19 protein-coding genes and 4 tRNA genes are annotated in these 24,505 nt (G+C 50.4%); 9 read left to right on the plus strand and 14 right to left on the minus strand.

Going from position 1 to position 24,505, the window contains the following annotated elements; genetic code table 11:
* Positions 1-315: 315 nt before the first annotated feature.
* From BQ5453_RS09495 to BQ5453_RS09505, 3 genes are read left to right on the plus strand one after another with little or no spacing between them, the layout of a single operon-like run.
* Positions 316-918 carry a lipoprotein signal peptidase gene (locus BQ5453_RS09495; RefSeq protein ID WP_071123041.1) on the plus strand — a complete coding sequence of 201 codons (603 nt, stop codon included), beginning with the start codon at positions 316-318 and terminating at the stop codon, positions 916-918.
* 32 nt (positions 919-950) lie between these two features.
* Positions 951-1,838, plus strand: a complete 888-nt coding sequence (locus BQ5453_RS09500) for a DUF4296 domain-containing protein (RefSeq protein WP_083361197.1) — start codon at positions 951-953, stop codon at positions 1,836-1,838.
* Positions 1,839-1,856: 18 nt separating this feature from the next.
* Positions 1,857-2,036 carry a hypothetical protein gene (locus BQ5453_RS09505; RefSeq protein WP_071123043.1) on the plus strand — a complete coding sequence of 60 codons (180 nt, stop codon included), beginning with the start codon at positions 1,857-1,859 and terminating at the stop codon, positions 2,034-2,036.
* 518 nt (positions 2,037-2,554) lie between these two features.
* Here BQ5453_RS09505 and BQ5453_RS09510 read toward each other — a convergent pair.
* From BQ5453_RS09510 to BQ5453_RS09525, 4 genes are all read right to left on the minus strand, one after another.
* Positions 2,555-2,629 (minus strand) — tRNA-Val (locus BQ5453_RS09510).
* A gap of 38 nt (positions 2,630-2,667) precedes the next feature.
* Positions 2,668-2,742, minus strand: a tRNA-Val gene (locus tag BQ5453_RS09515).
* Between the two features lie 44 nt (positions 2,743-2,786).
* Positions 2,787-2,861, minus strand: a tRNA-Val gene (locus BQ5453_RS09520).
* A 55-nt stretch (positions 2,862-2,916) separates the two neighbouring features.
* Positions 2,917-2,991: transfer RNA gene (locus BQ5453_RS09525), tRNA-Val, on the minus strand.
* 312 nt (positions 2,992-3,303) lie between these two features.
* Here BQ5453_RS09525 and BQ5453_RS09530 point away from each other — a divergent pair.
* From BQ5453_RS09530 to BQ5453_RS09555, 6 genes are all read left to right on the plus strand, one after another.
* Positions 3,304-4,086, plus strand: a complete 783-nt coding sequence (locus BQ5453_RS09530; RefSeq protein WP_071123044.1) for a dihydroorotate dehydrogenase electron transfer subunit — start codon at positions 3,304-3,306, stop codon at positions 4,084-4,086.
* Positions 4,074-4,982, plus strand: coding sequence for a dihydroorotate dehydrogenase (locus BQ5453_RS09535; RefSeq protein WP_071123045.1), 909 nt, complete (start codon positions 4,074-4,076; stop codon positions 4,980-4,982). Before BQ5453_RS09530 ends, BQ5453_RS09535 begins: the two co-directional genes overlap by 13 nt.
* Before the next feature lie 1,053 nt (positions 4,983-6,035).
* Positions 6,036-6,929, plus strand: coding sequence for a hypothetical protein (locus BQ5453_RS09540; RefSeq protein ID WP_071123046.1), 894 nt, complete (start codon positions 6,036-6,038; stop codon positions 6,927-6,929).
* A 616-nt stretch (positions 6,930-7,545) separates the two neighbouring features.
* Positions 7,546-9,222 (plus strand): glycosyltransferase, encoded by a 1,677-nt coding sequence (locus BQ5453_RS09545; RefSeq protein ID WP_071123047.1) that lies wholly within the window; start codon positions 7,546-7,548, stop codon positions 9,220-9,222.
* A gap of 14 nt (positions 9,223-9,236) precedes the next feature.
* Positions 9,237-11,867: an alpha-glucan family phosphorylase gene (glgP, locus tag BQ5453_RS09550; RefSeq protein WP_071123048.1), complete on the plus strand. Its 2,631-nt coding sequence runs from the start codon at positions 9,237-9,239 to the stop codon at positions 11,865-11,867.
* A gap of 82 nt (positions 11,868-11,949) precedes the next feature.
* On the plus strand, positions 11,950-12,882 hold the full coding sequence (locus BQ5453_RS09555) for a M48 family metallopeptidase (protein ID WP_071123049.1): 933 nt from the start codon (positions 11,950-11,952) through the stop codon (positions 12,880-12,882).
* Between the two features lie 1,024 nt (positions 12,883-13,906).
* Here BQ5453_RS09555 and BQ5453_RS09560 read toward each other — a convergent pair.
* The 10 genes from BQ5453_RS09560 to BQ5453_RS09605 form a co-directional block, all read right to left on the minus strand.
* Entirely contained in the window at positions 13,907-15,502 is a 1,596-nt protein-coding gene (locus tag BQ5453_RS09560; protein ID WP_071123050.1) for a protein kinase domain-containing protein, read from the minus strand.
* Between the two features lie 161 nt (positions 15,503-15,663).
* Positions 15,664-16,764 carry a PP2C family protein-serine/threonine phosphatase gene (locus BQ5453_RS09565; RefSeq protein WP_071123051.1) on the minus strand — a complete coding sequence of 367 codons (1,101 nt, stop codon included), beginning with the start codon at positions 16,762-16,764 and terminating at the stop codon, positions 15,664-15,666.
* Positions 16,761-17,204: an FHA domain-containing protein gene (locus tag BQ5453_RS09570; RefSeq protein ID WP_071123052.1), complete on the minus strand. Its 444-nt coding sequence runs from the start codon at positions 17,202-17,204 to the stop codon at positions 16,761-16,763. The genes BQ5453_RS09565 and BQ5453_RS09570 overlap by 4 nt, the downstream gene beginning before the upstream one ends.
* 18 nt (positions 17,205-17,222) lie before the next feature.
* On the minus strand, positions 17,223-18,203 hold the full coding sequence (locus BQ5453_RS09575; protein WP_071123053.1) for a hypothetical protein: 981 nt from the start codon (positions 18,201-18,203) through the stop codon (positions 17,223-17,225).
* 657 nt (positions 18,204-18,860) lie between these two features.
* Positions 18,861-19,604, minus strand: a complete 744-nt coding sequence (locus BQ5453_RS09580; RefSeq protein WP_071123054.1) for a caspase family protein — start codon at positions 19,602-19,604, stop codon at positions 18,861-18,863.
* Positions 19,605-19,797: 193 nt separating this feature from the next.
* The gene (locus tag BQ5453_RS09585; protein ID WP_071123055.1) at positions 19,798-20,706 is read right to left on the minus strand and encodes a formylglycine-generating enzyme family protein; all 909 of its coding nucleotides are present in this window, start codon (positions 20,704-20,706) and stop codon (positions 19,798-19,800) included.
* A gap of 17 nt (positions 20,707-20,723) precedes the next feature.
* Positions 20,724-21,593 carry a formylglycine-generating enzyme family protein gene (locus tag BQ5453_RS09590; RefSeq protein ID WP_071123056.1) on the minus strand — a complete coding sequence of 290 codons (870 nt, stop codon included), beginning with the start codon at positions 21,591-21,593 and terminating at the stop codon, positions 20,724-20,726.
* Between the two features lie 15 nt (positions 21,594-21,608).
* Positions 21,609-23,345, minus strand: coding sequence for an ATP-binding protein (locus BQ5453_RS09595; RefSeq protein WP_071123057.1), 1,737 nt, complete (start codon positions 23,343-23,345; stop codon positions 21,609-21,611).
* Between the two features lie 168 nt (positions 23,346-23,513).
* Complete coding sequence (locus BQ5453_RS09600) at positions 23,514-24,125, minus strand: FHA domain-containing protein (protein ID WP_022101960.1); 612 nt, start codon at positions 24,123-24,125, stop codon at positions 23,514-23,516.
* The gene (locus BQ5453_RS09605; RefSeq protein ID WP_071123058.1) at positions 24,116-24,484 is read right to left on the minus strand and encodes a LytTR family transcriptional regulator DNA-binding domain-containing protein; all 369 of its coding nucleotides are present in this window, start codon (positions 24,482-24,484) and stop codon (positions 24,116-24,118) included. Before BQ5453_RS09605 ends, BQ5453_RS09600 begins: the two co-directional genes overlap by 10 nt.
* Positions 24,485-24,505: the final 21 nt, after the last annotated feature.

The raw sequence follows: 24,505 nt of genomic DNA on the forward strand, positions 1-24,505 counted from the left end.
CAAAAAACGCAAGCACTAATGGGGGCGACGCGTCCCGCGTCGGGATAGAGAAAGGAGAAAAATACGAGCTTTACTAAATAATAACTGCCTCTTTTCCCGACGCGAGACGCGTTGCCCCCATTAGAGGTTGCGCTTGGTGCTTGAGGACGTCCATTTCCTCTTGCTGAAAACCCAACGCGCTGCCTTGGGCTATGGAAGTCATTGGCCCTTCGGCCCGTTCAAGTTAACCCCGAAGCTTGAGTTACTAACAGAATTAAAGCCAGAATAATCAGCCCCTATTATCAAATGTCAGCATCTTTACATTCAACAAACTCTATGCGTCGTACCATATTGGCCATACTTATTGTGTTGGGAGTCATTGTGATAGACCAACTCATAAAGTTTGACATCAAAACCACCTTCATGCTGCACGAGGACTATGTTGTAGCGCGTGATTGGTTCCATATCCTTTTTACCGAAAATCGTGGCATGGCCTTTGGCATGCAGTTCGTGGGCACCATGTTCTTGGCGCTGTTCCGCGTGGTAGCAATAGGCCTGTTTTGCGTGCTGCTGTCGCGGTTAATACAGCGCAAGGCACCCTATGGCCTGATAGTGTGTGTGGCCATGATTATAGCCGGTGCTGCGGGCAACATCATCGACAACATGTTCTACGGATTGATATTCACCGAAAGCACCCCCTATTTACCCGCCCAGTTAGTGCCCTTTGGCCAGGGTTATGGCAGTTTCTTGTCGGGCAAGGTAGTCGATATGTTCTATTTCCCGTTGTTCACATGGCCTGATTGGGTGCCCTTGTTCGGTGGCAACACCTTCTTTGGTGCCATATTCAATTTTGCCGATGCCTCAATCAGTTGTGGCGCCGTAGCACTCGTGTTGTTCTATCACAAGTATATATCAAACATGGGGCTGCTTAAAAAGTAAACAGCCCCCATCTTTCCGCATATAGTACTTATATGACGAAGTTCTTACGTTTACGTTCAATAATTCTGCTCTTAATATCGGCACTCTGCCTCATGTCGTGCAAGCCAGGTCCCCCCGATGGCGTGCTTGGCGCTGGCAAGATGGAAGATGTGCTCTACGACTACCACATGGCACAAGCCATGGCACAGCAAATGCCAGGTGACAGCATAGCTTATTACACCCGGCTCTATCAGGAAGCGGTGTTCATGAAATATGGCATCACCCAATCCGATTTCGACAAGTCCATGATATGGTATGAGCGCCATGCCGACAAGCTTGGCAAAATATACGCCCGCTTGTCAGAGCGTATGGGCGGCAGTGTCGATGTTACAAACAACGCGCTGCTGCCAGGCTTGCAAACGGCAAGTGGCGACACGCTGAACGTGTGGCAAGGCCCGTCAAGCATTTTGCTCAACTCTCAAGGCGTAAACCGTTTTGTTTACACCCAGCGTGCCGATACGGCTATAAAAAGTGGCGACCGTCTGGTGCTGATGTTCAATGCCGAGTGGTTCTATCATGAAGGCGAGCACCGCGTCATGATGTATGCCACCATACATTATGCTGGCGATTCGGTGACCACCATGCAGCAGTTTGTGTTTATGAGTGGCAGCCAGCAGATGCAAACCACCATAGGCAAGGGCAAGGTAACGAGCATCGAACTGTTTGCATACCAGTGCGCCCCATGGGACAACCGTGCCCGCATTGTGTCGCTGTCGAACCTGCGCATGTACCGTGTACGTGGTCAGCAGGTGGAACGAGCCACCAGCACCCCGGCGCATGGTGATTCTGTACCACGCCGTCCCGTCAATTTCCAACGCCGCTTGCGCGACAGCCTTATGCGGTCCGACACGGCCAATGAGCGTAAGCCGCATTTTGTGTAGATACATACCGCACACATCATGTCACGATTGATAGCATATTCCAGAGTCGTGTTGCCCACGGGGCAAACGTTGCACCGCGAGGTCGTAGAATTCGCGCACGATGGCCATCCTGTCAAGCACTATCCGTTGCTTTGCGAACAGCCATTTGTCGAATGGCGCGATGCCACCTATGTTTATGGCGACAAGTTAACGCTGTAGCGGGTTGACGGCATATTTCCCTTTTCACTATCGCGCGGGACAAGGTTGCTTATAAAACCGACGCGGGACGCGTCGCCCCCATTAGTGCCTGTGTTTTCTATCAGCTTTTATTGCTGTCCGGTTAACCCGTTCTGATATTATACTCACGGATCGCACCGATTGCACGGATTTTTTTGCTTGTGCAATGTGCTTTAGCACCACGGAGATGACGGAATTGACGGATTTTGTGAGCATTTCATGCTCACTTCGCTATTGGCCCGTAACGCGTACCCTTGGCGAAATACGTTAGCATAGATTATGCAGTAAGGTGCCTATCCGCGGCAACGAGCTAATAGCGAAGTGAGCATGAAATGCTCACAAAATCCGTCAATTCCGTCATCTCCGTGGTGCTAAAGCACGTTGTACGAGCAAAAAAATCCGTGCAATCGGTGCAATCCGTGAGTAATATCAGAATGGTTTAACAGAACAGCAAAAATACAAAAAGAGGAGTATCCATAACGATACTCCTATGTTTAATGTGGGCGTTGACGGATTCGAACCGCCGACCCTCTGCTTGTAAGGCAGATGCTCTGAACCAGCTGAGCTAAACGCCCTGTAATAAAAACAGCGAATCAAATTGTGTGTACTTGTGTGGGCGTTGACGGATTCGAACCGCCGACCCTCTGCTTGTAAGGCAGATGCTCTGAACCAGCTGAGCTAAACGCCCTCATGTTGTGAGGTAGCAAACAAAAGTTTGAGTAGAGTGTGTAGTGGGCGTTGACGGATTCGAACCGCCGACCCTCTGCTTGTAAGGCAGATGCTCTGAACCAGCTGAGCTAAACGCCCGAACTTTTGTTTGCAATGCTTTGTGATGAGAAATAACCTTGTGTTTGTACTTGTGTGGGCGTTGACGGATTCGAACCGCCGACCCTCTGCTTGTAAGGCAGATGCTCTGAACCAGCTGAGCTAAACGCCCAAGGTTTTCCTCTAAAGCGATGCAAAAGTACGAACTTTTTTTGAATTGACAAATTGTTTCACGACTTTTTTGTGAAACAATTTTGCGTAGCAAAGAATCTTATTGTACGTATCGTGTTGAAAATCATTGCATTATAAGCGTTTGTGAAGTGTGCATATTTTTTACGATTATAGCAGCGCAGAATTTGAAAAGTCGCATTTGTTGCATAATGAATAGCAGTCTGTGGTGTGGTAATACAAACTTTTGAATGCCCACTTGCCCGCCACTCTTAAGATTTTATGTACTTTTGCAGAAAGCAACAAACTCCGTTTCATGAAAAAATACGTAAAAGACCTCCGCGTGGCCGAAGTAGAGACCCCGCGTCAGGGATATGTTCTGCTCAAGTTAGAGCCTACAAGCGGCTTGCTGCCCGAAATCTTGCCCGGACAGTTTGTCGAAGTACAAGTGCAAAATTCACCAACCACCCTTTTGCGCCGCCCCATCTCCGTAAACTTTGTCGATTATGACAAGAACCAGTTGTGGCTGCTCATACATGCTGTGGGCGATGGCACCCGTCGTTTGGCCTGTAGCCAGGTGGGCGACATGATAAACTGCATGTTCCCCTTGGGCAATGGCTTCAGCATGCCCGCCACCGACGGGTGCAAAGTGTTGCTCGTTGGCGGAGGTGTCGGCACCGCTCCCTTGCTTTACTTTGGCAAAATGCTGCGCGAGGCAGGTTGCGAACCCGTGTTCTTGCTCGGCGGACGCACAGCCGGCGACCTTATGCAGCTCGACCTGTTTGAGCAGTACGGCCGTGTGTACGTCACAACCGAAGATGCCTCAAAGGGTGAAAAGGGCTTCGTCACCAACCACAGCATATTGAGTAAGGAACAATTCGACAGCGTGTCAACCTGTGGCCCAAAGCCCATGATGGTGGCAGTGGCCCGCTGGGCAGCATCGGCCGGCGTGCCGTGTGAGGCTTCGCTCGAAAACTTGATGGCCTGTGGCCTCGGCGCGTGTCTGTGCTGTGTCGAAAAGATGGCCGATGGCCACAATCTGTGTGTATGTAAGGAAGGACCCGTATTCAAAACCGAAAAACTGTCATGGCTCAATTAAATGTAAAAGTAGGAGGCCTGGACCTCAAAAATCCTGTACTCACGGCGTCAGGCACATTTGGCTATGGCCTTGAATTTGCCGATTTTATCGATCTCAACCGCCTTGGCGGTTTCATAGTGAAGGGCACCACGCTCCACCCCCGCGAGGGCAATGACTATCCGCGCATGGCCGAAACCCCCTCGGGCATGCTTAATTGCGTAGGTTTGCAAAACAAGGGCGTCGACTATTTTTGCGAGCATATCTATCCACAGCTCAAGGATATTGACAGCAATGTGCTCGTCAACGTGTCAGGTTCGTCGCCCGAGGATTATGCCGAGTGTGCCGCCCGCATTGATGCGCTCGACCACATACCAGGCATTGAACTCAACATATCGTGTCCGAATGTCAAAGATGGCGGCATGGCCTTTGGTGTTACGTGCGAGGGGGCTGCCAGTGTGGTACGTGCCGTGCGCCAGCGCTACCACAAAACACTCATTGTCAAGCTCTCGCCCAATGTGACCGACATTGCCTCTATAGCCAAAGCCGTCGAGGCCGAAGGTGCCGACAGTGTGTCGCTCATCAACACCCTGATGGGTATGAGCATCGACATAGAGCGCCGCAAGTCACGTTTGAGCATCGGCACGGGCGGTTTGAGCGGTCCGTGTGTCAAGCCCGTTGCGTTGCGCATGGTGTGGCAGGTAGCCCGTGCAGTCAACATTCCCGTAGTAGGTTTGGGCGGCATCATGAATGCTGCCGATGCCATCGAGTTCTTGATGGCCGGTGCCACAGCCATAGAAATTGGTACGGCTAATTTCATCGACCCCACCACCACCATACGTGTCATTGACGGCATGAACGAGTGGCTCGACAGTCATGGTGTGAAAGATGTGCACGAAATCATTGGTTGTCTCAAATAGTTAGACACCCGGCGATTAAGAGCTAATCCCGACATAAGTATAGCCCAAAGGCTGACGCCGTAGTGTTGCAAAAAGCAGCGCTACGGCGTCAGTTTGTTTATATTGTCCGGTAAAACCATTCTGGTATTATGGCTCACGGATCACACCGATTGCACGGATTTTTTTTCGCTCGTGCAACGTGCTTTAGCACCACGGAGATGACGGATTTGACGGATTTTGTGAGCATTGCATGCTCACTTTGCTATTAGCTCGTTGCTACGGATAGATGCATTACCACATAATCTGTGCTAATGTTTTTCGCCACGGGGACGTTACGGGCAAATAGCGAAGTGAGCATGCAATGCTCACAAAATCCGTCAAATCCGTCATCTCCGTGGTGCTAAAACACGTTGCACGAGCGAAAAAAATCCGTGCAATCGGTGTGATCCGTGAGTATAATATCAGAATGGTTTTACCGGACAACCATATTTTTCGTGATTTTGCCATTTTGTCTACACTCTACACTTTTTGTATGCACTGCGTTGATAATCAGGTATTTTAGGAGTGTAGACACCATCTGCACACAACTACACTCGTCTGCACTTTGTCTGCACGATGCCTGCACTCTGTTTAGCACCGTGTCTGCACGCAGCCTGTATGCCGAATGTCTGTTACGGGAGGCAGGCGTGCCGTTCGGAGCAACAGATATTACTACCTCCCATAGTTGTTTGATTGCCTCCTCACAATCAGCACATGGCAGAGTGGGTAGGGTGCAGACAAGTGTAGACAGAGGGTGATGTGATTGTGACAGCGTGTAGATAAAAATGTAGATAAAAAACGGGTTTGTCTACACTCTTGAAACGCTTGATTATCAACGCAGTGCATACAAAAAGTGCAGAGTGTAGACAATTTGCCGATAAAATGCCGGACGCGTGCGCGCGCGTGAGGCGTCGGCACGGATATGAAGGTGGAGCAGGGGCGGGCTTCGTAAAAAAAATAGGGCGTGGCATGCCGCGTATGTGATACTTTCTGTAATTTTGCAAAGGAGACAACAATCTTACTTAAGAGTAGTATATGGCAACAAGTAATATATCATTCGATAAAGACCGGGGCATAAAAGGTTGCATGGCCGATGCCTGGAAAATAGTGGCGCTGAACTGGAAAACTTATTTCATGGCCCTTTTGCCGTGGACCATCTTTGCAGGCATGGCGCAAGCCTTTTTGATAGAAATGTGCAAACAGTACATTTGCCAGCATGCTGTGCCCGCCTATTTGCTGTGGCAACAAGGCGCGCCGCACGAGTTGGCTAAGGCTGTCAGCCTGCCCGTATGGCACGAAGCATTGTATCTGGTGCTGGCGCTGTTTGTTGCCTTGGTCGCCATGTTAGGCTTTGTGGCCCGTGTGTTCAAACTCATTCGGTGCTACAAGGCACAGGGGCGGATTGACGGTCGGGGAAGTTTTATGCTCGACAAGTCGGACCGCCAAACGTTGAAACGGCTGTTTCAGTCGGTGGTGATTTTTGCCGTGGCCCTTTTGGTGATTGGTGCACCTTTTGTTTATGCCGCCGTCAAGTGGCAGGTGTGGGTTATGGCAGTGTATGCCTTGATTGTGTTGTACTTGTTGTCGGCATTTGCGATATTCACGTTGAGGTATGCACTCTATATGGTGCCTTTTAAGCCGGGCATGTGTTATGCCTTAAAGCGTGCTTTCGGTTTGACATTCAATTTGATGTTGTTGGCAGCTATCCCCGTGGGGTTGTGCGCCGTGGTGCTGCTCATGCCCGTGTTGGTGTATGTCTGTACCAGTGTGGCCGCAGTCAAGTCGCAGCTTATGGGTGATGCCATGGGGTTGCCTTCATTTGTAACGGTGCTGTTCTTTGTGCTCAATACCATCGGCATGGCAGCCTCTTTGCTCGTGTCCACTTATAGCGTGTGGGCGTTGGGCTTGAAGGTGAATGTGGCAAAGTGATGTGCGCAAGCATCTTTTTTTGATAATGGTTGTCCGGTTAACCCATTCTGATATTATCGCTCACGGATCGCACCGATTGCACGGATTTCTTGTTTATGCAATGTGCTTTAGCGCCACGGAGATGACGGATTTGACGGATTTTGTGAGCATTGCATGCTCACTTCGCTGTTGGCCCGTAACGTACCCGTGGCGAAATGCTTTAGCACAGATTGTGTAGTAATGTACCTGGTCGCAGCAACGAGCTAATAGCGAAGTGAGCATGCAATGCTCACAAAATCCGTAAAATCCGTCATCTCCGTGGTGCTAAAGCACGTTGCACAAGCAAAAAAATCCGTGCAATCGGTGCGATCCGTGAGCGATAATATCAGAATGGGTTAACCGGACAGTTCCCTTTGCCAGAATGGCAAACAAGTTGAGATAATAACAAAGATGATATTTGAACTTTGTTATACAGAAGCAATAACTGAAAAAAAACGCGGGACGCGTCGCCCCCATTAGAGGTAGCGTTTCTTAATAAGATAGGCTGCGGTTCGGATATGAAAACGAAAGTTTTAGGACTTTCGTTTTGCATTTCGCTCACCTTGCACTATCTTTGCAGAGGTTATTACAGATTTTTATGAAGAATGAACAATTAAAGCCCGACTATATATTTGAAACAAGTTGGGAAGTTTGTAATAAGGTGGGCGGCATCTATACGGTGCTCTCATCGCGTGCCAAGACACTTATGTCTGTTTATCAGGACAAACTCGTGTTTATCGGTCCTGATTTGAAGCAACCTACGGCTAATGTTGATTTTTGTGAAGATGAAGGGTTGTTGCCAACATGGAAGAAAGCGGCAGCAGACTTAGGACTAAAATGTAGAATTGGCCGTTGGAATGTACCGGGCAAGCCTGTGGCTGTGCTCGTTGATTTTGCCCCCTTTTTTGAAATTAAAGATGAGATCTATGCCGAGGCATGGGATCTCTTTCGCGTTGACTCACTCCACGCCTATGGCGACTATGATGAGGCATCGATGTTTTCGTATGCAGCCGGTCGCTTTGTCGAGGCCGTGGTGTCGCTCTGCCTGACTCCCGCCGACAAGGTGGTGTACCAGGCACACGAGTGGATGTCGGGACTGGGTATGCTTTTCCTTAAAAAACACATGCCCCGCGTGGCAACCATATTTACAACCCATGCCACCAGCATAGGTCGCTCTATATGCGGTAACGACAAACAGCTGTATGCTTACTTCGATGGCTACAACGGCGACCAAATGGCGCAAGAACTGCACATGGAGGCCAAGCACAGCATCGAAAAGCAAAGTGCATGGCATGCCGACTGCTTTACAACCGTGAGCCGTTTTACCGACCGTGAGTGCAAGCAGTTGCTCGACAAGCCAGTAGATGTGGTGCTGCCAAATGGCTTTGAAAACGATTTCGTGCCCCAAGGCGCGCAATTTACCAAGGTGCGCAAACAGGCCCGTCGCTGCATACTCGATGTGGCTTCGGCACTCACAGGCAGCGCGCTGCCCGATGATACGCTGATTGTTTCGACCAGCGGACGCAATGACTACCGCTGCAAGGGCTTTGACGTATTTCTGGAGTCGATGGCCGAACTCCGTGCACAGCTTAACGACATACCGGGCAAGCAGCAGGTGCTGGCCCTGATAGAGGTGCCGTGCTGGCTCGAAGGACCGCGCGCCGACCTGCAAGAAGCCCTGCTGAAGGGTAAACTCGGCCAGGCCGCGCCACTGCCCAACCCCATTATCACGCATGACTTGCATAACCTGGACGAAGACCGCATAGTGGCCACTATCCGCCATTTGGGCATTGAAAACCGTCCGGAAGACAAGGTAAAGGTGATACTCGTGCCTTGCTATCTTGAGGGTAATGATGGCATATTCAATATGCCTTATTATCATCTGCTTGCTGCCAACGACCTGGCGCTTTACCCCTCATACTATGAGCCGTGGGGTTATACGCCGCTTGAGAGTTGTGCCTTCCACACCCCATGCGTAACCACCGACCTCAGTGGCTTTGGCCAATGGGTGGACGAGGTGCTTGGCCATGAGGGCACATTGAACGATGGCGTGCATGTGATACATCGCGATGACAGCAACTACTTTGAGGTGGCACACCAGATGTGCGAAACTGTCAAACAACTGCTTGGCACCCCTGCGCGCAAGCGTACCGCCACACGCAACAAGGCGGCTGCCTTGGCCGACAAGGCGCAGTGGAAACACTTTGTCAAGTACTATTACGAAGCATACAACTTCGCTTTGTCGAGAGTAGAATTATCAACTAATGAAAATTGACTAACTATCATATTATGAACATCAAAATTAGCAACGTTAACCAACCTTCATGGAAGGTGATCAACGTGAAAAGCCACATTCCTGAGGCTCTGAAGAAGTTGGACGAACTGGCCCATAACCTTTGGTGGTCTTGGAACACAGAAGCCATGCAGCTTTTTGCCAGTCTTGACGGAGACCTTTGGAAGAAGGTTAACAAGAACCCTATCGACCTGCTCCGCAGCATCGATTATGACCGTCTGATCGAATTGTCAAAAGATGGCGAAACCATTGCCCGCATGGACAAGGTGTATGGCGACTTCCGCAAGTACATGGACGTAAAGCCCGATGCCAAGCGCGCTTCGGTAGCTTACTTCTGCATGGAGTATGGTTTGAACCATGTGCTCAAAATCTATTCAGGTGGTCTTGGCATCTTGGCCGGTGACTATTTGAAGGAGGCTTCGGATAGCAATGTCGATATGGTGGCCGTAGGTTTCCTTTACCGTTATGGCTACTTTACACAGAGCCTCTCAATGGACGGTCAGCAAATTGCCAACTACGAGGCTCAGGACTTTGACCGCCTGCCCATCGAGCGCGTGCTCGACAAGGATGGCAATCAGGTGATTGTTAACGTGCCTTATCCCAACTTTATGGTGCACGCCGCACTTTGGGTGGCTAACGTGGGACGTATCAAGCTTTATTTGCTCGATACCGACAACGACATGAACTCAGAGTTCGACCGCCGCATCACACACTCACTCTATGGTGGCGACTGGGAAAACCGTATCAAGCAAGAGTATTTGCTCGGTATTGGTGGTATGTTGGCCCTCAAGCAGTTGGGCATCAAGAAGGATATTTATCACTGCAACGAAGGTCACGCCGCATTGTGCAACGTGCAGCGCCTGGCCGAATATGTTGAGAGCGGCATGACATTTGACGAGGCTCTCGAATTGGTTCGCGCCTCTTCACTCTACACCGTTCACACCCCCGTGCCCGCAGGTCACGACTATTTTGACGAAGGCTTGTTCAACAAGTACATGAACCAGTTCCCCGCACGCCTTGGCATTTCGTGGGACGAGTTTATGGGACTTGGCCGCACCAATCCTGACGATAAGGATGAGAAGTTCTGTATGTCAACCTTCCTTTGCAAGACTTGCCAGGAGGTTAATGGTGTAAGCTGGCTCCACGGCCGTGTAAGCCAGCAGATGTTCAAGGACATTTGGCCTGGCTATCTGCCCAACTATACACACCCCAATCATGCCGAACGCAGCCACGACGAGTGGTTCAAGATCTACAATCCGCATCCTGAGGAGAGCCACGTGGGCTATGTGACCAATGGTGTGCACTTCCCCACATGGTGTGCCAAGGAATGGCAGGCCGTATATGCCAAGTATCTGGGTAAGGATTACATCTACGACCAGAGCAACAGCAAGATTTGGGAGAAGATTTACAATGTGCCCGATGAGGTTATCTGGAACACCCGTGTACTGCTGAAGAACAAGCTCATTGACTATATCCGTGCCCGTTTCCGCGAGAACTGGCTGCGCAACCAGGGTGACCCCTCATTGGTGGTAAGCTTGCTCGACAAGATTAACCCCAATGCGTTGCTCATTGGTTTTGCACGCCGCTTTGCTACATACAAGCGTGCTCACTTGCTCTTCTCAGACCTCGACCGTCTGTCTAAGATCGTCAACAACCCCGACTATCCTGTGCAGTTCCTCTTTGCAGGTAAGGCACACCCCGCCGATGGCGCCGGTCAGGGCTTGATAAAGAAGATCTACGACATCTCACAGCGTCCTGAGTTTATGGGTAAGATTCTCTTCCTCGACAACTACGACATGCAGTTGGCACGCCGCCTTGTGTCGGGTGTAGATATCTGGATGAACACACCGACCCGTCCGCTCGAGGCCAGTGGTACATCAGGCGAAAAGGCCTTGATGAATGGTGTGATTAACCTCAGTGTGCTCGATGGCTGGTGGTACGAAGGCTACCGCGAGGGTGCAGGTTGGGCACTTACCGACCGTCGCACATACGAGAACCAGGAGCACCAGGACAAGCTCGATGCTTCAACCATCTACTCTATGCTTGAGCAGGAGATTATTCCGCTTTACTACGCACGCAACCGCAAGGGCTATTCTGAAAACTGGGTGCGCACGGTGAAGAACTCTATCGCTTGCATTGCACCGCAGTACACCATGAAGCGCCAGCTCGATGACTACTACGACCGCTTCTACAACCCCGAGGCTGCTCGTTTCAAAACTTTGGTCGCTCACGACAACCAGCTGGCTAAGGACATTGCCTCATGGAAGGAAAGCGTGGCACAGCGTTGGGACAACATTCGCGTGGTAAGCAGCGAACGCAGCGAAAACTTGCAGAATGGCGCACTTGTCAGCGGCAAGGAATTCTCTGTTAAGCATGTGATTGACGAACAGGGCCTTGACGATGCTATCGGCGTAGATCTCGTGATTATGTCGGGTGCCGAGGGTAACGAGGAGATTTACAGTGTAATGCCTATGAATGTTGTAGCTCATGAGGGCAATCTCTATACCTTCGAACTGACTTCGAGCGTTGACCTCGCCGGTTCATACAAGGTGGCTTACCGCATGTATCCTAAGAACAAGAACCTGCCCAACCGTCAGAACTTCTGCTATGTGCGCTGGTTCATCTAATACACTTATTTGTAAATAAAACTTTGGCCACTCCCTTAAAGTTCGCTTTGGGGAGTGGCCTTTGTAAAATCATACTTTTACAATGAAATTTCTGAAACATGTTTTGTTGGCACTTGTGTTGCTGTTGTCTGCTCCAACGGCCATGAATGCACAAGGCAAGTTTGTAGTGCCCGTTACGGGCCGTAAGGTAAGGTTGTGGGTTAGTGACGAACAGGTGCTCAGTTTGAGTGCGCAAGAGTATCAAAGCTACTTGAAAACAGCCAAGATATCGACCAATGCAGCCAACACTGCCATGGTGCAAAAGGTGGGCAAGCGTCTGGCCACAGCGGTCGAAACCTATTTGCGCAATAACAACCGCCTCGATGCGATACAGAACTACAGTTGGGAGTTTAACCTGGTGCAGGACAACTCGGCCAATGCGTTTTGTATGCCGGGTGGCAAAATTGTTGTGTATGAGGGCTTGCTGCCTGTAACGCAGAGCGAAGACGCCCTTGCCATTGTGCTCGGTCACGAAATAGCGCATGCGGTGGCCAAGCACTCGGCCGAACAACTCAGCACGCAGGTAAAGCAGCAGGCTGGTGCCAAACTGCTCGGTGCGGTGTTGGGTGCCACAGGGGTGAGCAATACAACTTCGTTGCTCACACAGACGGCCTTTTCGTTAGGTTCGAAGCTTGGCAGCCTTAAATATTCGCGTGACAACGAGAGCGAGGCCGACTACATGGGACTTATTTTTGCCGCTATGGCGGGTTACGACCCCAGTGTGGCCGTCAGCTTTTGGCAGCGTATGGCAAGCAGCACAACTAACAGCCGTTTGGCTTTTTTGAGTGATCACCCTTCAGATGCCAAGCGTATTGCCAACATTCAGAAGTGGTTGCCTACTGCCTTGAAGTATTACACGCCGGTAAAGACTACCGAGACGACTACCAAAAAGGCTACAAAGCAGAAGAAGTCTGCAAAGAAGAGTGGTACGAAGAAGAAAACGACGGCTAAGAAGAGTAGCAAGAAAAAGAAGTGATTTTGCTTTATTTCCTAATAATTGCAGTCTGGTAAAACGTAATAATACGAACGGTCTCAAGCACCAAACGCAAGCATAAAACGCTACCGCAAAACGCTGCTACAAAACGCTACCACAAAACGCTACCACTAATGGGGGCGACGGGTCCCGCGTCGGGCGAGGAGAGAGGAGTCAGCATTTACTAAGCTTTGTTTAGAGTTGCTTATTGCTTTCTTTTTTCCCGACGCGAGACGCGTCGCCCCCATTAGAGGTAGCGTTTTGTTGTAGCGTTTTGTGCTTGCGTTTTGTGGTAGCGTTATCCGTGACAGGTTGTTTATGCTTTGGAGTTTTACCAGAAGGCAATATATTACTATTGCTCACGGATCGCACCGATTGCACGGATTCTTCCGCTCATGCAACGTGCTTTAGCACCACAGAGATGACGGATTTGACGGATTTTGTGAGCATTGCATGCTCACTTCGCTATTAGCTCGTTGCTACGGACAGGTACATTACCACATAATCTGTGCTAATGTTCTTCGCCACGGGTACGTTACGGGCCAATAGCGAAGTGAGCATGCAATGCTCACAAAATCCGTAAAATCCGTCATCTCTGTGGTGCTAGAGCACGTTGCATGAGCAAAAGAATCCATGCAATCGGTGCGATCCGTGAGCGATAATATCAGAATGGTTTTACCGGGCAGCAATAATTTCCTAATAATTGCAGTCTGGTAAAACGTAATAATCTGAACAGTCTCAAGCACCAAACGCAAGCACCAAACGCTACCACTAATGGGGGCGACGCGTCCCGCGTCGGGCAAGGAGAGAGGAGTCTGCATTTACTAAGCTCTGCTTAGAGTTGCTTATTGCTTTCTTTTTTCCCGACGCGAGACGCGTCGCCCCCATTAGAGGTAGCGTTTTGTGTTAGCGCCTTGTGCTAGCGTTTTATGCTAGCGTTTTATGCTAGCGTTTTGTGGTAGCGTTTGGTACTAGCACTTTGCGCTTGAGACTGTTCGAATATTCACGATTTCATGGACAGCAATATTTACTTACCTATTTCTTCAGAGAACGAGCCGTCGCTATTGTACCATTTACCTTTGTAGGGATTGCCCTCTTTGAATGTGCCTGTGAAGTATGAACCATCCTTCAAGGTGTAGGTGCCTTGCTCGTAGTAGCCATTGTTGAAGGTACCTTTATACGTATCGCCATTATCAAACTTCAGCGTGGCATCGCCCGTTTGGTCGTTGCACAAGCCATTGGTAAAGTGACCAGAATAGGTGGCGGCAGGAATGCTGCCATATTTTTCAAATTTGGCCGTACCAAAGCCCTGCGGCAGTGCACCAATCGTGTCGGCTATGCTGCCGGTATAGGCATAGTTGCGCATGTTCTTCGGACCAGCGTTTACTGACACCATCAGATTGGTTACCGATTTTTGCACCACGTCTGCAGCCACACTGTCACAGTCAACAGCCACCGATGCGTCTTGGGCCTCACTTCGGTCGTGCCACATGCCGTAGCCAAATGCTCCCACAATGACGAGGGCCAGAATACTGCCTATGATGACGGTTTTGTTTGATTTGCCTTTGTGATCTGTTGTAGGTGTTGTATTGCTACCATTGGACTGTGTTGTGGTCTTGGTACTTTTACCGCCTTTCAAAATGGTGTCGCCATCATCATCGGCCGTCTTGGTAGCAGACTTTGAAGGTTGCGGCTCGGATTGTGGTTTGGGTTGCGGCTTTGTAGGCGTTTCCGCCAGGAACTGTTTGACATCGGCCACGCATTGCGGACGCATCTTGCGGTTCGGTTTCATGAGCCACTTGATGAGGTCGGCAGTCTTTTTGCTCACGGCGGCAGGCAATTTCAGAGCCTCTGTGGCGTCCTCGTCAATGTCTGATGGCGAGGGCGGTTGTTGCAGTGTGAGCAAGTGGTAAAGTGTGGCACCGAGCGCGTAGAGATCAGTCCACGGACCAAACTTTTCGATGTTCTGTTCCATTTGTTCGGACGGGGCATAACCAGGAGTGCAAGCCAGGGCCGATGAAGTGGAGAGGGAGTTGCCGTCGGCATTGCGCAGCTGTTTGCTCGCACCAAAGTCAATGAGTTGCACGTTGTCTTTGTCATCAACCATGATGTTGGCAGGCTTGAGGTCGAGGTGCCAAATGCCCTCGTTGTGAACCGTTTCGAGCGCATCAAGCACTTGAGCCAGAATGGGCAGCACTTCGGCCTCTGTCATTGGCTGGTGGGTGCGTTTGAGACGGGTAGACAGACTTTCGCCTTCGATAAAGTCCATTACATAATAGGTGGTGCCGTTCTCGTCGAACAAGTCGTGCACCCGTACAATGTGCTTGTTTTCGAGTTTGCGCAGGCGGCGTGCCTCCTTGCGGAACTTTTCGCGTTGTGCATTGAATGTGCGCTGGTTCTCGGTAAGGCTGATGGAGATGTCGGTTGCATTGTCCATGCGGCCGCACACGCCTTTAATAAAGAGTTCCTTGATGGCAACTCTTTCGTCAAAGGCGGTGTCGATGGCCATGTAGGTATTGCCAAAGCCGCCCGATGCCAGGTATTTTTCTATACGGTATTTGCCATTGGCAAGTGTGGTGCCAATGGCAAGCAACCCCTCGCGGGGGGTGGAATTGTCGGTCATAGTATGGTGCGTCTGTATTTATTTAGTGGGTTGACTGTTTTGTTGACGGGGGAACAGGTTGACAAGTTAACGGGTAAGTTAGTCGTGTCTTTTATGTCCCTTACACAATATAAGTTGTGCAGAACAAACTTACCTGTCAACCTGTCAACCCGTTAACGGATTTATTTATGATGTCGTGTGATGGTGCCTTGTGTGGCATCAGAGTCGTTGCTGTCGGTTGGTTCGGTGGTTTGTTCCACCTTTTGTTCCACCTTTTGGGGCATGGTGGCAGTCGGTGCGTCGGTAGTTTGTTGGGGCTTGTGCCAAAGGAAATAGCCTGCGCCGAAACAGAGCAAGATGATGCACACTAATATGGCTACTAAAGGCCAAGTGTGTTTGGTAGGGGCAGAAGGCTGCTTTGCCGGTTGCACGTTGGGGGTGAAGCGTTCCTCGTCAGTTTCGGGCTGGGGGGCGGGTTGCGACTTCGTATGTTCAACCTTTTCAACCTCGAACGCCCAACATGAGTGGTTGTCGCGTGTACCGCGTGTGCGACAAGTCTGTTTGAGTGCGTCGATGCGTTGGCCAAGTGGCTGATTGGCAAGCATTATTTGTTGCAAATCATTGTTGTCGAGCTGCTCGACAATGCCGTCGCAGCAGAGCATGAATACATCGCCAGGTGCCACATGGTAGTAAGGTATGACTTTGAACGTGGCCTTGGACATGGTAGGCTGATGAGGTTGCACAGCCCTTGTGATGACATTGCGTTGTGGACAAGTGCGTGCCTCGGCTTCGGTCAGCTCGCCCGCCGCTATCAAGTCGTTGACAAGCGAGTGGTCGCGTGTTTGGTATACCACACCCTTGCCTTGTCTGAATTGGTAAATGCGGCTGTCGCCAATGTGCGCCAACAGTATGCCATCGGTGCAAATGGCCAGGAATGTAAGCGTGGTGCCCATTGTGGCCTTGCCTCCGCTGCTGTCGTCAAACTGTTTGTCGAGTGTGTCAAGTTGACGATAGGCTTCGGCCAACCCCTCGTTGAAGTGCTGTTCCATTTGTTGCGTGGAGCATGGTTTGGGCAGCGTGGTGTGCTGGCCAATGGCTTGCGCCACACAGCTGCTCGCCACCTCGCCATGCGCATGTCCGCCCATGCCGTCGCACACCACAAAAACGTGTGTGGTGCTGGTGGCATGGCCAAGGGCAGGGTAAAGCGCGTCCTCCTGGTTAGGTTTCTGTCCCAGTTCGCTAAAACCTTGTGGAGTCGATATAGTTAAGGGCTTTTGGCTCATTTTGCAAAATCGTTAGCTACGTACATTTGTTGTTCGCCCAGTGTGAGGCAGTCGTTGGCGTTGAGGTAGACAATGTCATCCTCACACAGTTCGATGCCTTGCAGCAGGGTAGGGTTCTTGCCATGCTCCTCGAGGGTGCAGCGCAGTCCGGTGGCGGTGCATTGCACATTGATAATGGCATGGTGCCGGCTCATGTAGCGTGTGTCGTCGGGTATTTGTATTTCGGCATCATTGCCCTCCTTAAGGCGGCCCACCCATTGCTTGCCAAAATGCAGCTGGTAGGTGTGGCTGCCAACAGCCAACGACAGTTTGGGCAAGTAGGCGCCTAAACGTTGCTTGGTGTGGCAGGTGGGGCATTCGGCCGTTTTTTGTTCAATGCCCGCCATGCTGGCCGCGCTTATCAGTGCGCCGCAGGCGGGACATTTAAGTGTAATGTTCATACGCTTGTTAGTTCGTCATTATGCGTCGTATAGTGTGATATCGGCATCGTTGGAGTAGTCGGGCAGGTCGGTGTCAGACTGTGCCATCTGTCCGTAGCCCCCCTCCACATCGTCGGCCGACGGCATGGGCATGTGGCTGTCAGATATGTCGTGCAGTTCGCTGTCGTCTATTTGACCATCGTGGTTGCTGTCGCCCATCATGATGTCCACCTCGCCGTTTTGAGTAACGTCTACCAAGGCAACGTGTTCGTCACCCACGCTCACGTGAGCCACGTCCACTGTGTGGCCGTTAAGGTCTACATCGTTTTGTACGGCAATGACGTGAATTTCGGGCGACTCGGTGTCGTCGGCCGCCATTTGTACATTGTTGTTGCCATTGGTGAGCGTGTTCAGCGTCATGTTTTCGCTGCGCAGGTCGGTCACTTCATTGTCGTCCACCTCGCCGTTGTCGTTGGTGTCGACAAACGAGGCCACCACCCGGTTGTTGTCGTCCATTTTGAAGGCCGCCATGTGGCCGTCCACTGTGCCGATGGCCATGGTGACGGTGCGTCCGTCGTCGGTTGTCATGGTTTCGACACTTTCAATTTGAATGTCGTGTTGTGCGGCATATCCTTGCGTGTGAGTGGCCGGAGTAAGTTGCGGCTCATCGTGGTGTGTGGTGTGGCTGCTGTGAGCGTTGTGTGTTGTGGCATCGGCCTTTGGTGTGGCGTTGGCCTCGTGCTGTGCTTGTGTTTTGCTTTCAGCGGCCAGCGTGTCGGCAGTAACTTCCTGCTCGTTGGGCTGCGCAATGGTTTGTACTCCTGCAGCCTCGGCGGTAGCGGCGGCAGCTTCATTATTTTGCTCGTTGGCAAAGGCTTCGCCAGCCCACATGGCACCTGCGCCAGCCATGGCACCTACAAATGAGGAGGCTGCCATACTTTTGAAGTGCAGTTTCTTATCATTGCTTTGCTTTTGGTCTTTGTTGCGTCCCTGTGTGATGGTGTCGTTGTTGTTATACATGGCTTGGTTGTTTTAGATGTTTATGATGCAAAGATAGGTGCTTTGTAGCCTTTTGCCAATGGTTATGGCGTTTCAAAGTATGAAATACGTGCTTGGCATGACGAAATCACCTTTTGGGGTTTCAATTCATTACGTGCATGTTCCTGATTTCGTCCATGTGCCACCCAAAGCAATCATAGCGGACTGACAGGCTAAAACATGTCTTATCCTGCATTGGTGCTTTAAGGGCTGTTCGCCCTTGTGCCGCTTACCGCGGGATACATAAGAACATAAGCTACATAAGTAACATAAGGCTGGCGCCGTGTTTTTTACATAAGCTGAGGCAGGGCTTTCCGCCCAGCCTGTAAGATACATAAGGGCTGACGCCTGATGAAGAGAACGCTTTAATTTGTTCCATTATGTTATCATGACAAACTACATTAGAGCCAATGACACGGCGCAGCCCTTATGTATCTTACAGGCTGGGCGGAAAGCCCTGCCTCAGCTTATGTAAAAAACACGGCGCCAGCCTTATGTTACTTATGTAGCTTATGTTCTTATGTATCCCGCGGTAAGCGGTACAAGGGCGAACAGCCCTTAAAAGAGCAAAACAAGGTTCGCCTTTTGCCAATGGTTATAGCATTTCAAAGTATGAAATACGTGTTTGGCGTGACGAAATCACCTTTTGGGGTTCCAATTCATTACGTGCATGTTGTTGTCAAAGCGTCCCCACATCACAGGGTGCTGCTTGCCCTTGGTAGCCTTGGCCACGTTGGCTGCCACAAAGTCAAAGAGTTCCTTCGCCTCCACAATGCGGTTGCGGTTATTGTCGGCTCCGCCTTTCAAGCCGCGCAGCAGGTAACGTGTAAACTGTCCGTTGCGTCCGTATGGATTTTCGCGCGAGGTTTCGTTGGTGCGTGATGAGAGAAACAGCATCACCCCCTCGGTTTTGTCAAACGAACTTTGTGCGGAAGCGACAGCGTTGCTGTCGTGGCGCAGGCCGCCGGCATAGCAAGCATCAATAAACAGCAGTTTGTTGTTGGCGCGGCAGCCTTTAATGATTTTGGCTATCTCGCCATAACTGATGCAGGTAGACGCCCCTCGTGTGTCGTAGGCGCACAATCCGCCTTTACTGCCGTGTCCGCTGAAGAAGAACACCACCACGTCGTCGGCCTCCGCTTGTGCAAAGACATTTTTCAGTGTCGTGCAGATGCTCTGCCGTGTGGCATTTTTCCCCGTCAGCAGTGTGACGTGCGTAGTGTGTGTGCGGTAGAGCGCCGCCATGTCGGTTGCATCATTCTCGGTTTGCCGCAAGGGGTTGATGTATTGGTATTTGGCTATGCCCACCGACACCATATAGATGGTGCGGGCAGGCAGCAGGTGGGGGAGCAGTATGCAGAGTAAAAGTAGCAGTTGGCGCATGGTGAGGTGGAAGGTGTTAGGTGTGGGGTATGACTCTTATTGTATATGTCTTTGTGGTAATACCTTTGTTGTAAATGTCGCCACAGGCGGTATCTATTTATCGCCCGAAGCATAAACACGACATCGTCGGCTCCTCCCGTCGCCTCCTTTTGTCGCGTTTTTGCTTCAGACTCTTTTCTTTTTAACAAGGATCTTACAACTGGGAGAGGACGAGGCGGAGCCCGAGGTGGCTGCCGCGGTAGCCGGACGAGTAGCCGTCACGGCGAGACGAGCGGCAGATCCTGGCGAGGTCGTAACAGCTGCCACCGCGAAACACGTGGCTAGCCCCACTGTTAGGCCCAGTTGGGTCGTTTTGCGAGTAAGAACTGTATGAGCCGTACCAATCGCTGCACCATTCCCACACATTGCCGCTCATGTCGTACAGGCCGAGTTCGTTGGCTTGCTTGGTGCCAATGGGGTTGGGGCGTTTATAACTGTTGTCGATGTACCATGCCACGTCGCTAATGTAGTTACTACCGCTGTATTTGTAGTGGCGGCTGTTGTTTCCGCCACGTGCGGCAAACTCCCATTCGGCTTCGGTAGGCAGGCGGAAGTTACGCCCCGTGTAGTTGTTGAGGCGGTTGATAAAGGTTTGGCAGTCGTTCCAACTCACGCGTTCGACAGGTTGATCGTCGCCTTTGAATTCAGACGGATTGCTGCCCATGACGGCCTGCCATAGGGCTTGCGTCACCTCGTATTTGCAGATGTAATAACTGCTGAGGGTGACGTTGTGGGTGGGCTTTTCGTCAGACTCAGCATCACAGCCTTGTTCGCTTGTGCCGCCCATGGTGAAAGTACCGCCCGACACATATACCATGTTGTTGATGAGCTTGTTAAGCTCGGCCGACAAACCAGTCGTGCTGTTTGTGCTGCTTGAATGATGTGTGCTATTGCGCCGTGGTGCAGGTTTGGGCTTGGCTTTCGGTCTTGCCTTGGGCTTTGCCGCAGGTTTTGGTTTCGTTACAGCCGGTTTCGGCTTATTGCGTGTAATGGTGCTCTGTGCTGCCATACCAATGGGGCAAAGTATGAGGAGCAGGGTTAGTATGATGTGTTTTGGGTTCATGATGTGTGTGTGATATATTATAAATTGGAGAGGACGAGGCGGAGGCCGATCTCGCTATCCGTGGCACCATTATACCTGGTTGATGAGCGGCAGTATCTGGCATAATCATTCCAACTACCACCGCGCTTTACATGATAAGCCCCCGTTACTGGACCTGTTGGATTAGTTTGTGAATATGACGTGTATGAGCCATACCAATCATTACACCATTCGTAAACATTGCCGCTCATATCATAGAGTCCTAATTCGTTGGGGCGTTTACAACCGACGGGGTGAACGTGTCTCGGTGTCGGCGTCCCACTATTGTCATGATACCATGCGATATCGTTAATATTATTACTGCCGCTATATTTGTAGTGACGACTATTCTTGCCACCGCGTGCGGCAAACTCCCATTCTGCTTCTGTAGGTAGGCGGAAGTTGCGGCCCGTGTAGCTGTTGAGACGGTTGATAAAGGTTTGGCAGTCATCCCAACTGACGCATTCAACTGGTAGCTTGTCGCCTTTCTTATAGGAAGGATTACTCCCCATGACGGCCCGCCAAAGAGCTTGCGTTACCTCATACTTGCAGATGTAGTAGCTGCTGAGAGTCACATTGTGTGAAGGTTCTTCATTGTAGTCCATATCGCCATTTTGCTCAGCTGTGCCACCCATTGTAAAGGTTCCTCCCTCTACATACACCATATTGTTAATGAGCTTGTTAAGCTCTGCCGACAAACCAGTAGTGCTGCTATTGCGCCGTGGTGTAGGTTTAGCCTTTGGCTTTGCAGCAGGTTTTTGTTTCGTTACAGCCGGCTTCGGCTTATTACGTGTAATGGTGCTCTGTGCTGCCATGCCAATGGGGCAAAGCATGAGGAGCAGGGTGAGAATGATGTGTTTGGGGTTCATGATGTGTGCGCTTGATTATTTGTTAACAATTTCTTCCATGCGTTTGAGTTGGAAGCCTTCAAATTGCATGATGATTTTATGTAGCTCAGTACCTTGGCGCAGGGCCTCAACTCTTGGTGCTGCAGCGTAGCGATTGATTTGGCTGACGGCCTCGTCCCACTGCTTTTGAGCAAGTTCCTCACTATCTCCCTTATGTAGCATCTTTAACTCGATGATGTAGCTGTGCTGGGTGGGGTAGTGAGTGAGATCGGGCAGCAAGAAAAAGTCGCAATAGCCATGGTTCAGCTCCAATTCGGGAGCGGTGTAGTAATAGTCGTTTAAGCTGAAGTAAGCCATGAAGAAACCTTGCAAATTACGTTCAGCTTCAATGCCGTCGCGCACAGATGATATGTTAGCGTATGCTTGTGCCATGCTGCTGAGTGCGGTACGCCAATCGCCATCAAAGGCCATATTGGTAAATTTGTCTATGAGGTCGTTGAGGCTCACACGGCTCATTTGTTGGTATTCCTCTAACAAATAGCCATAGTATTGTTTACGCACATTGTTGTTGGGAATGCCCAGCACAAGTTGCATGCCATGTGTGCCCTTGATGGTCAGCATGCCATAGTAGAAGAGCAGACTGGTAAATGTGTCGGGATTGGTCAAGGCACGGGCGGGGAAAGACTCCTCGAGCGAAGTAATTACTTGTTCTGTTTCAGCTATGCTTTTAATAATCCCTTTGCGGTTGCCGTCCAGCTTGTCAAAACGTAGCAACTTGTTCATCTTGCTGTAGTCCGTTTTAGTGTTGGGGTCAATCATTTGTTTGGGTGCACAGCCGTAACTCATATAGTTGCGCAAGTAATAAAGCACCATGTCGCAATTAAACACGCGGTTTTTGCTTTTTAGTGATTTTTCCGAGAAACAATATCCGTCATACCATGGTTTCATGTCATTTATGACCTCCTCCACGTCCAAATCGGCAGGTAGCTCGCCCTGCTCTTTGTAGTAGTTGAACATGGTGCGCACATCGTCGGTAGTAAAGCCGAGAATGTCGTTAAACTCAGACTTCATGGTAATGTTCCAACCAATGTTGAAGCCGCTTGTTACATCGTCTAAAGTAACGGGGCTGACGCCAGTCATGAATATGCGCTCAAAGTTTCCCTTAAACCTTTTGAATGTGTCGCGGTAAAAGCCGTCAGCGTGTGTGATAGCATGGTACACCGCTTCGCCTTGCTCGTTGAGTATGGTGTTGGTAAAATTGTCATACTCGTCGATGATAAGGTAGAGAGGCAACTCTCTGCGTTTCGACTCGTTGGCAATTTCGTTAAGTTTGGCACTTGCATCGGCGAGGCCGTCAATTTTTTGAACAAACCCCTCGGGGTAAAGTCTTTCGTAGTCGCGTACAAAACCATTGAGTTGTGTGCCACAATAGGCATTGAACTTTTCTTCTACTTGATCGATGCTACCGCCCACCTGTGAGAAGTCCAAGTATAGCACGAGGTATTTGCCTTGTAAACTTGTGGGGTGTTTACCAATCCACAAGTCGCCGAACAGCTGTTCAAACTTGTCCTTCTTGTTGCAATCATAATAGGCATGCAGCATATTGATGAGCAGACTTTTTCCAAATCGGCGTGGACGCGTAAAGAATATGTTGCGTGCCTCAGCTTCGAGCATGGGCAAGTACATGGTCTTGTCCACATAATAGAGGTTGTCTCTTCTGATCAGCTCAAAGTCGGCCACACCATAGGGCACTTGTCTTGTATTGGGATTCATCATGCTTTTGTATCATTTATTAGTAAACGAGTTGAGGAGTTGACGGGTTGACGAGTTAACAAGTTGACGGGTAAGTTAGCCAAGTTCTACAGAACAAGGAGTGTATATCAAACTTACTTGTAAACCTGTCAACTTGTAAACCTGTCAACCAAGAACTCCGTCAGCGCGTTACTTAATCGGCACGCCGCAATTAGGGCAATACTTTTTGCCGCTTAGCACAGAGTAGGGGACGAAGCCAAGAAATTTGTGGCAGTGCGGGCAAACGTAGGTGGTTTGCATCTGTGCGTTGAGGGTGGCCAAAGCGACGGTCTTCTTTTCGAGCACCTTTTCGCCAGCAAAGATGGCAATGGCCATGACAGCCAGCAGCACAATGCACGACACCAGCCAGTTTTGACCCACCATCTGTGTGACGAGCATGGTCAGTATGGGGGTGAGCATACGAATGGAGTTGACCAACATGGAGTAGCGGTCCCACTTGCGCTTTTGCTTGTCGTAGTCGTTCCACACCTGTTGCAGGTTGATGCGCGAGGCATCGGTAAGCAGTTGTTTGACCGAGGTCTTGAAAGAGCCTAAAAATAAAGGCGTGTCAGCCTTGATGCTTTTGCGCATGATGCGCAGGCCAAACACAAAGACCCCCTTGGCCGAGTCGTGGTCTTCAATTACATACGAGTCGGCCGAGGTGCGCGTAAGTGTGGCGTGCTGCGGGTCGATGCTGGCGTCGGACAGGTGTAGCGGTTGTTGCCCCATGCGGCCAATAATGATGCTTTCGCCTATTTCCATAAAGTATTGTCTTCGTAAAGTCGTTTGATAGTTTTAAGCGCCTCTTTCGACATGGGCAGGGCAAAGTTACCCTCATGCTCAAAGTCGGAGAGTACCAACTTATGGTTGGTAAGGTTAACTTGCACAATCATGTCGGCATTGACAATGTAGCGTTTGCCAATGCGCAGGAAGGTTGGTGCCGTTTCGGCAGCCTGCTTGTGCAGCATCTCCTCAACGGTGGTGAGGCCAACGGGCAGCATAACCTTCTGTTTGTTGGGAAACACCCCATAGCAGTAGTTGCCATAAGCCTCGTAGAACATGGCCTTGGCCAAGGGCACGCGCAATAGTTCTGTGCGGCGGTTGAATATGGTGTATTTCATGTGAGTCGGCATTGTTCTGTA

The organism is Prevotellamassilia timonensis, assembly GCF_900106785.1.
Classification (GTDB): Bacteria; Bacteroidota; Bacteroidia; order Bacteroidales; family Bacteroidaceae; genus Alloprevotella; species Alloprevotella timonensis.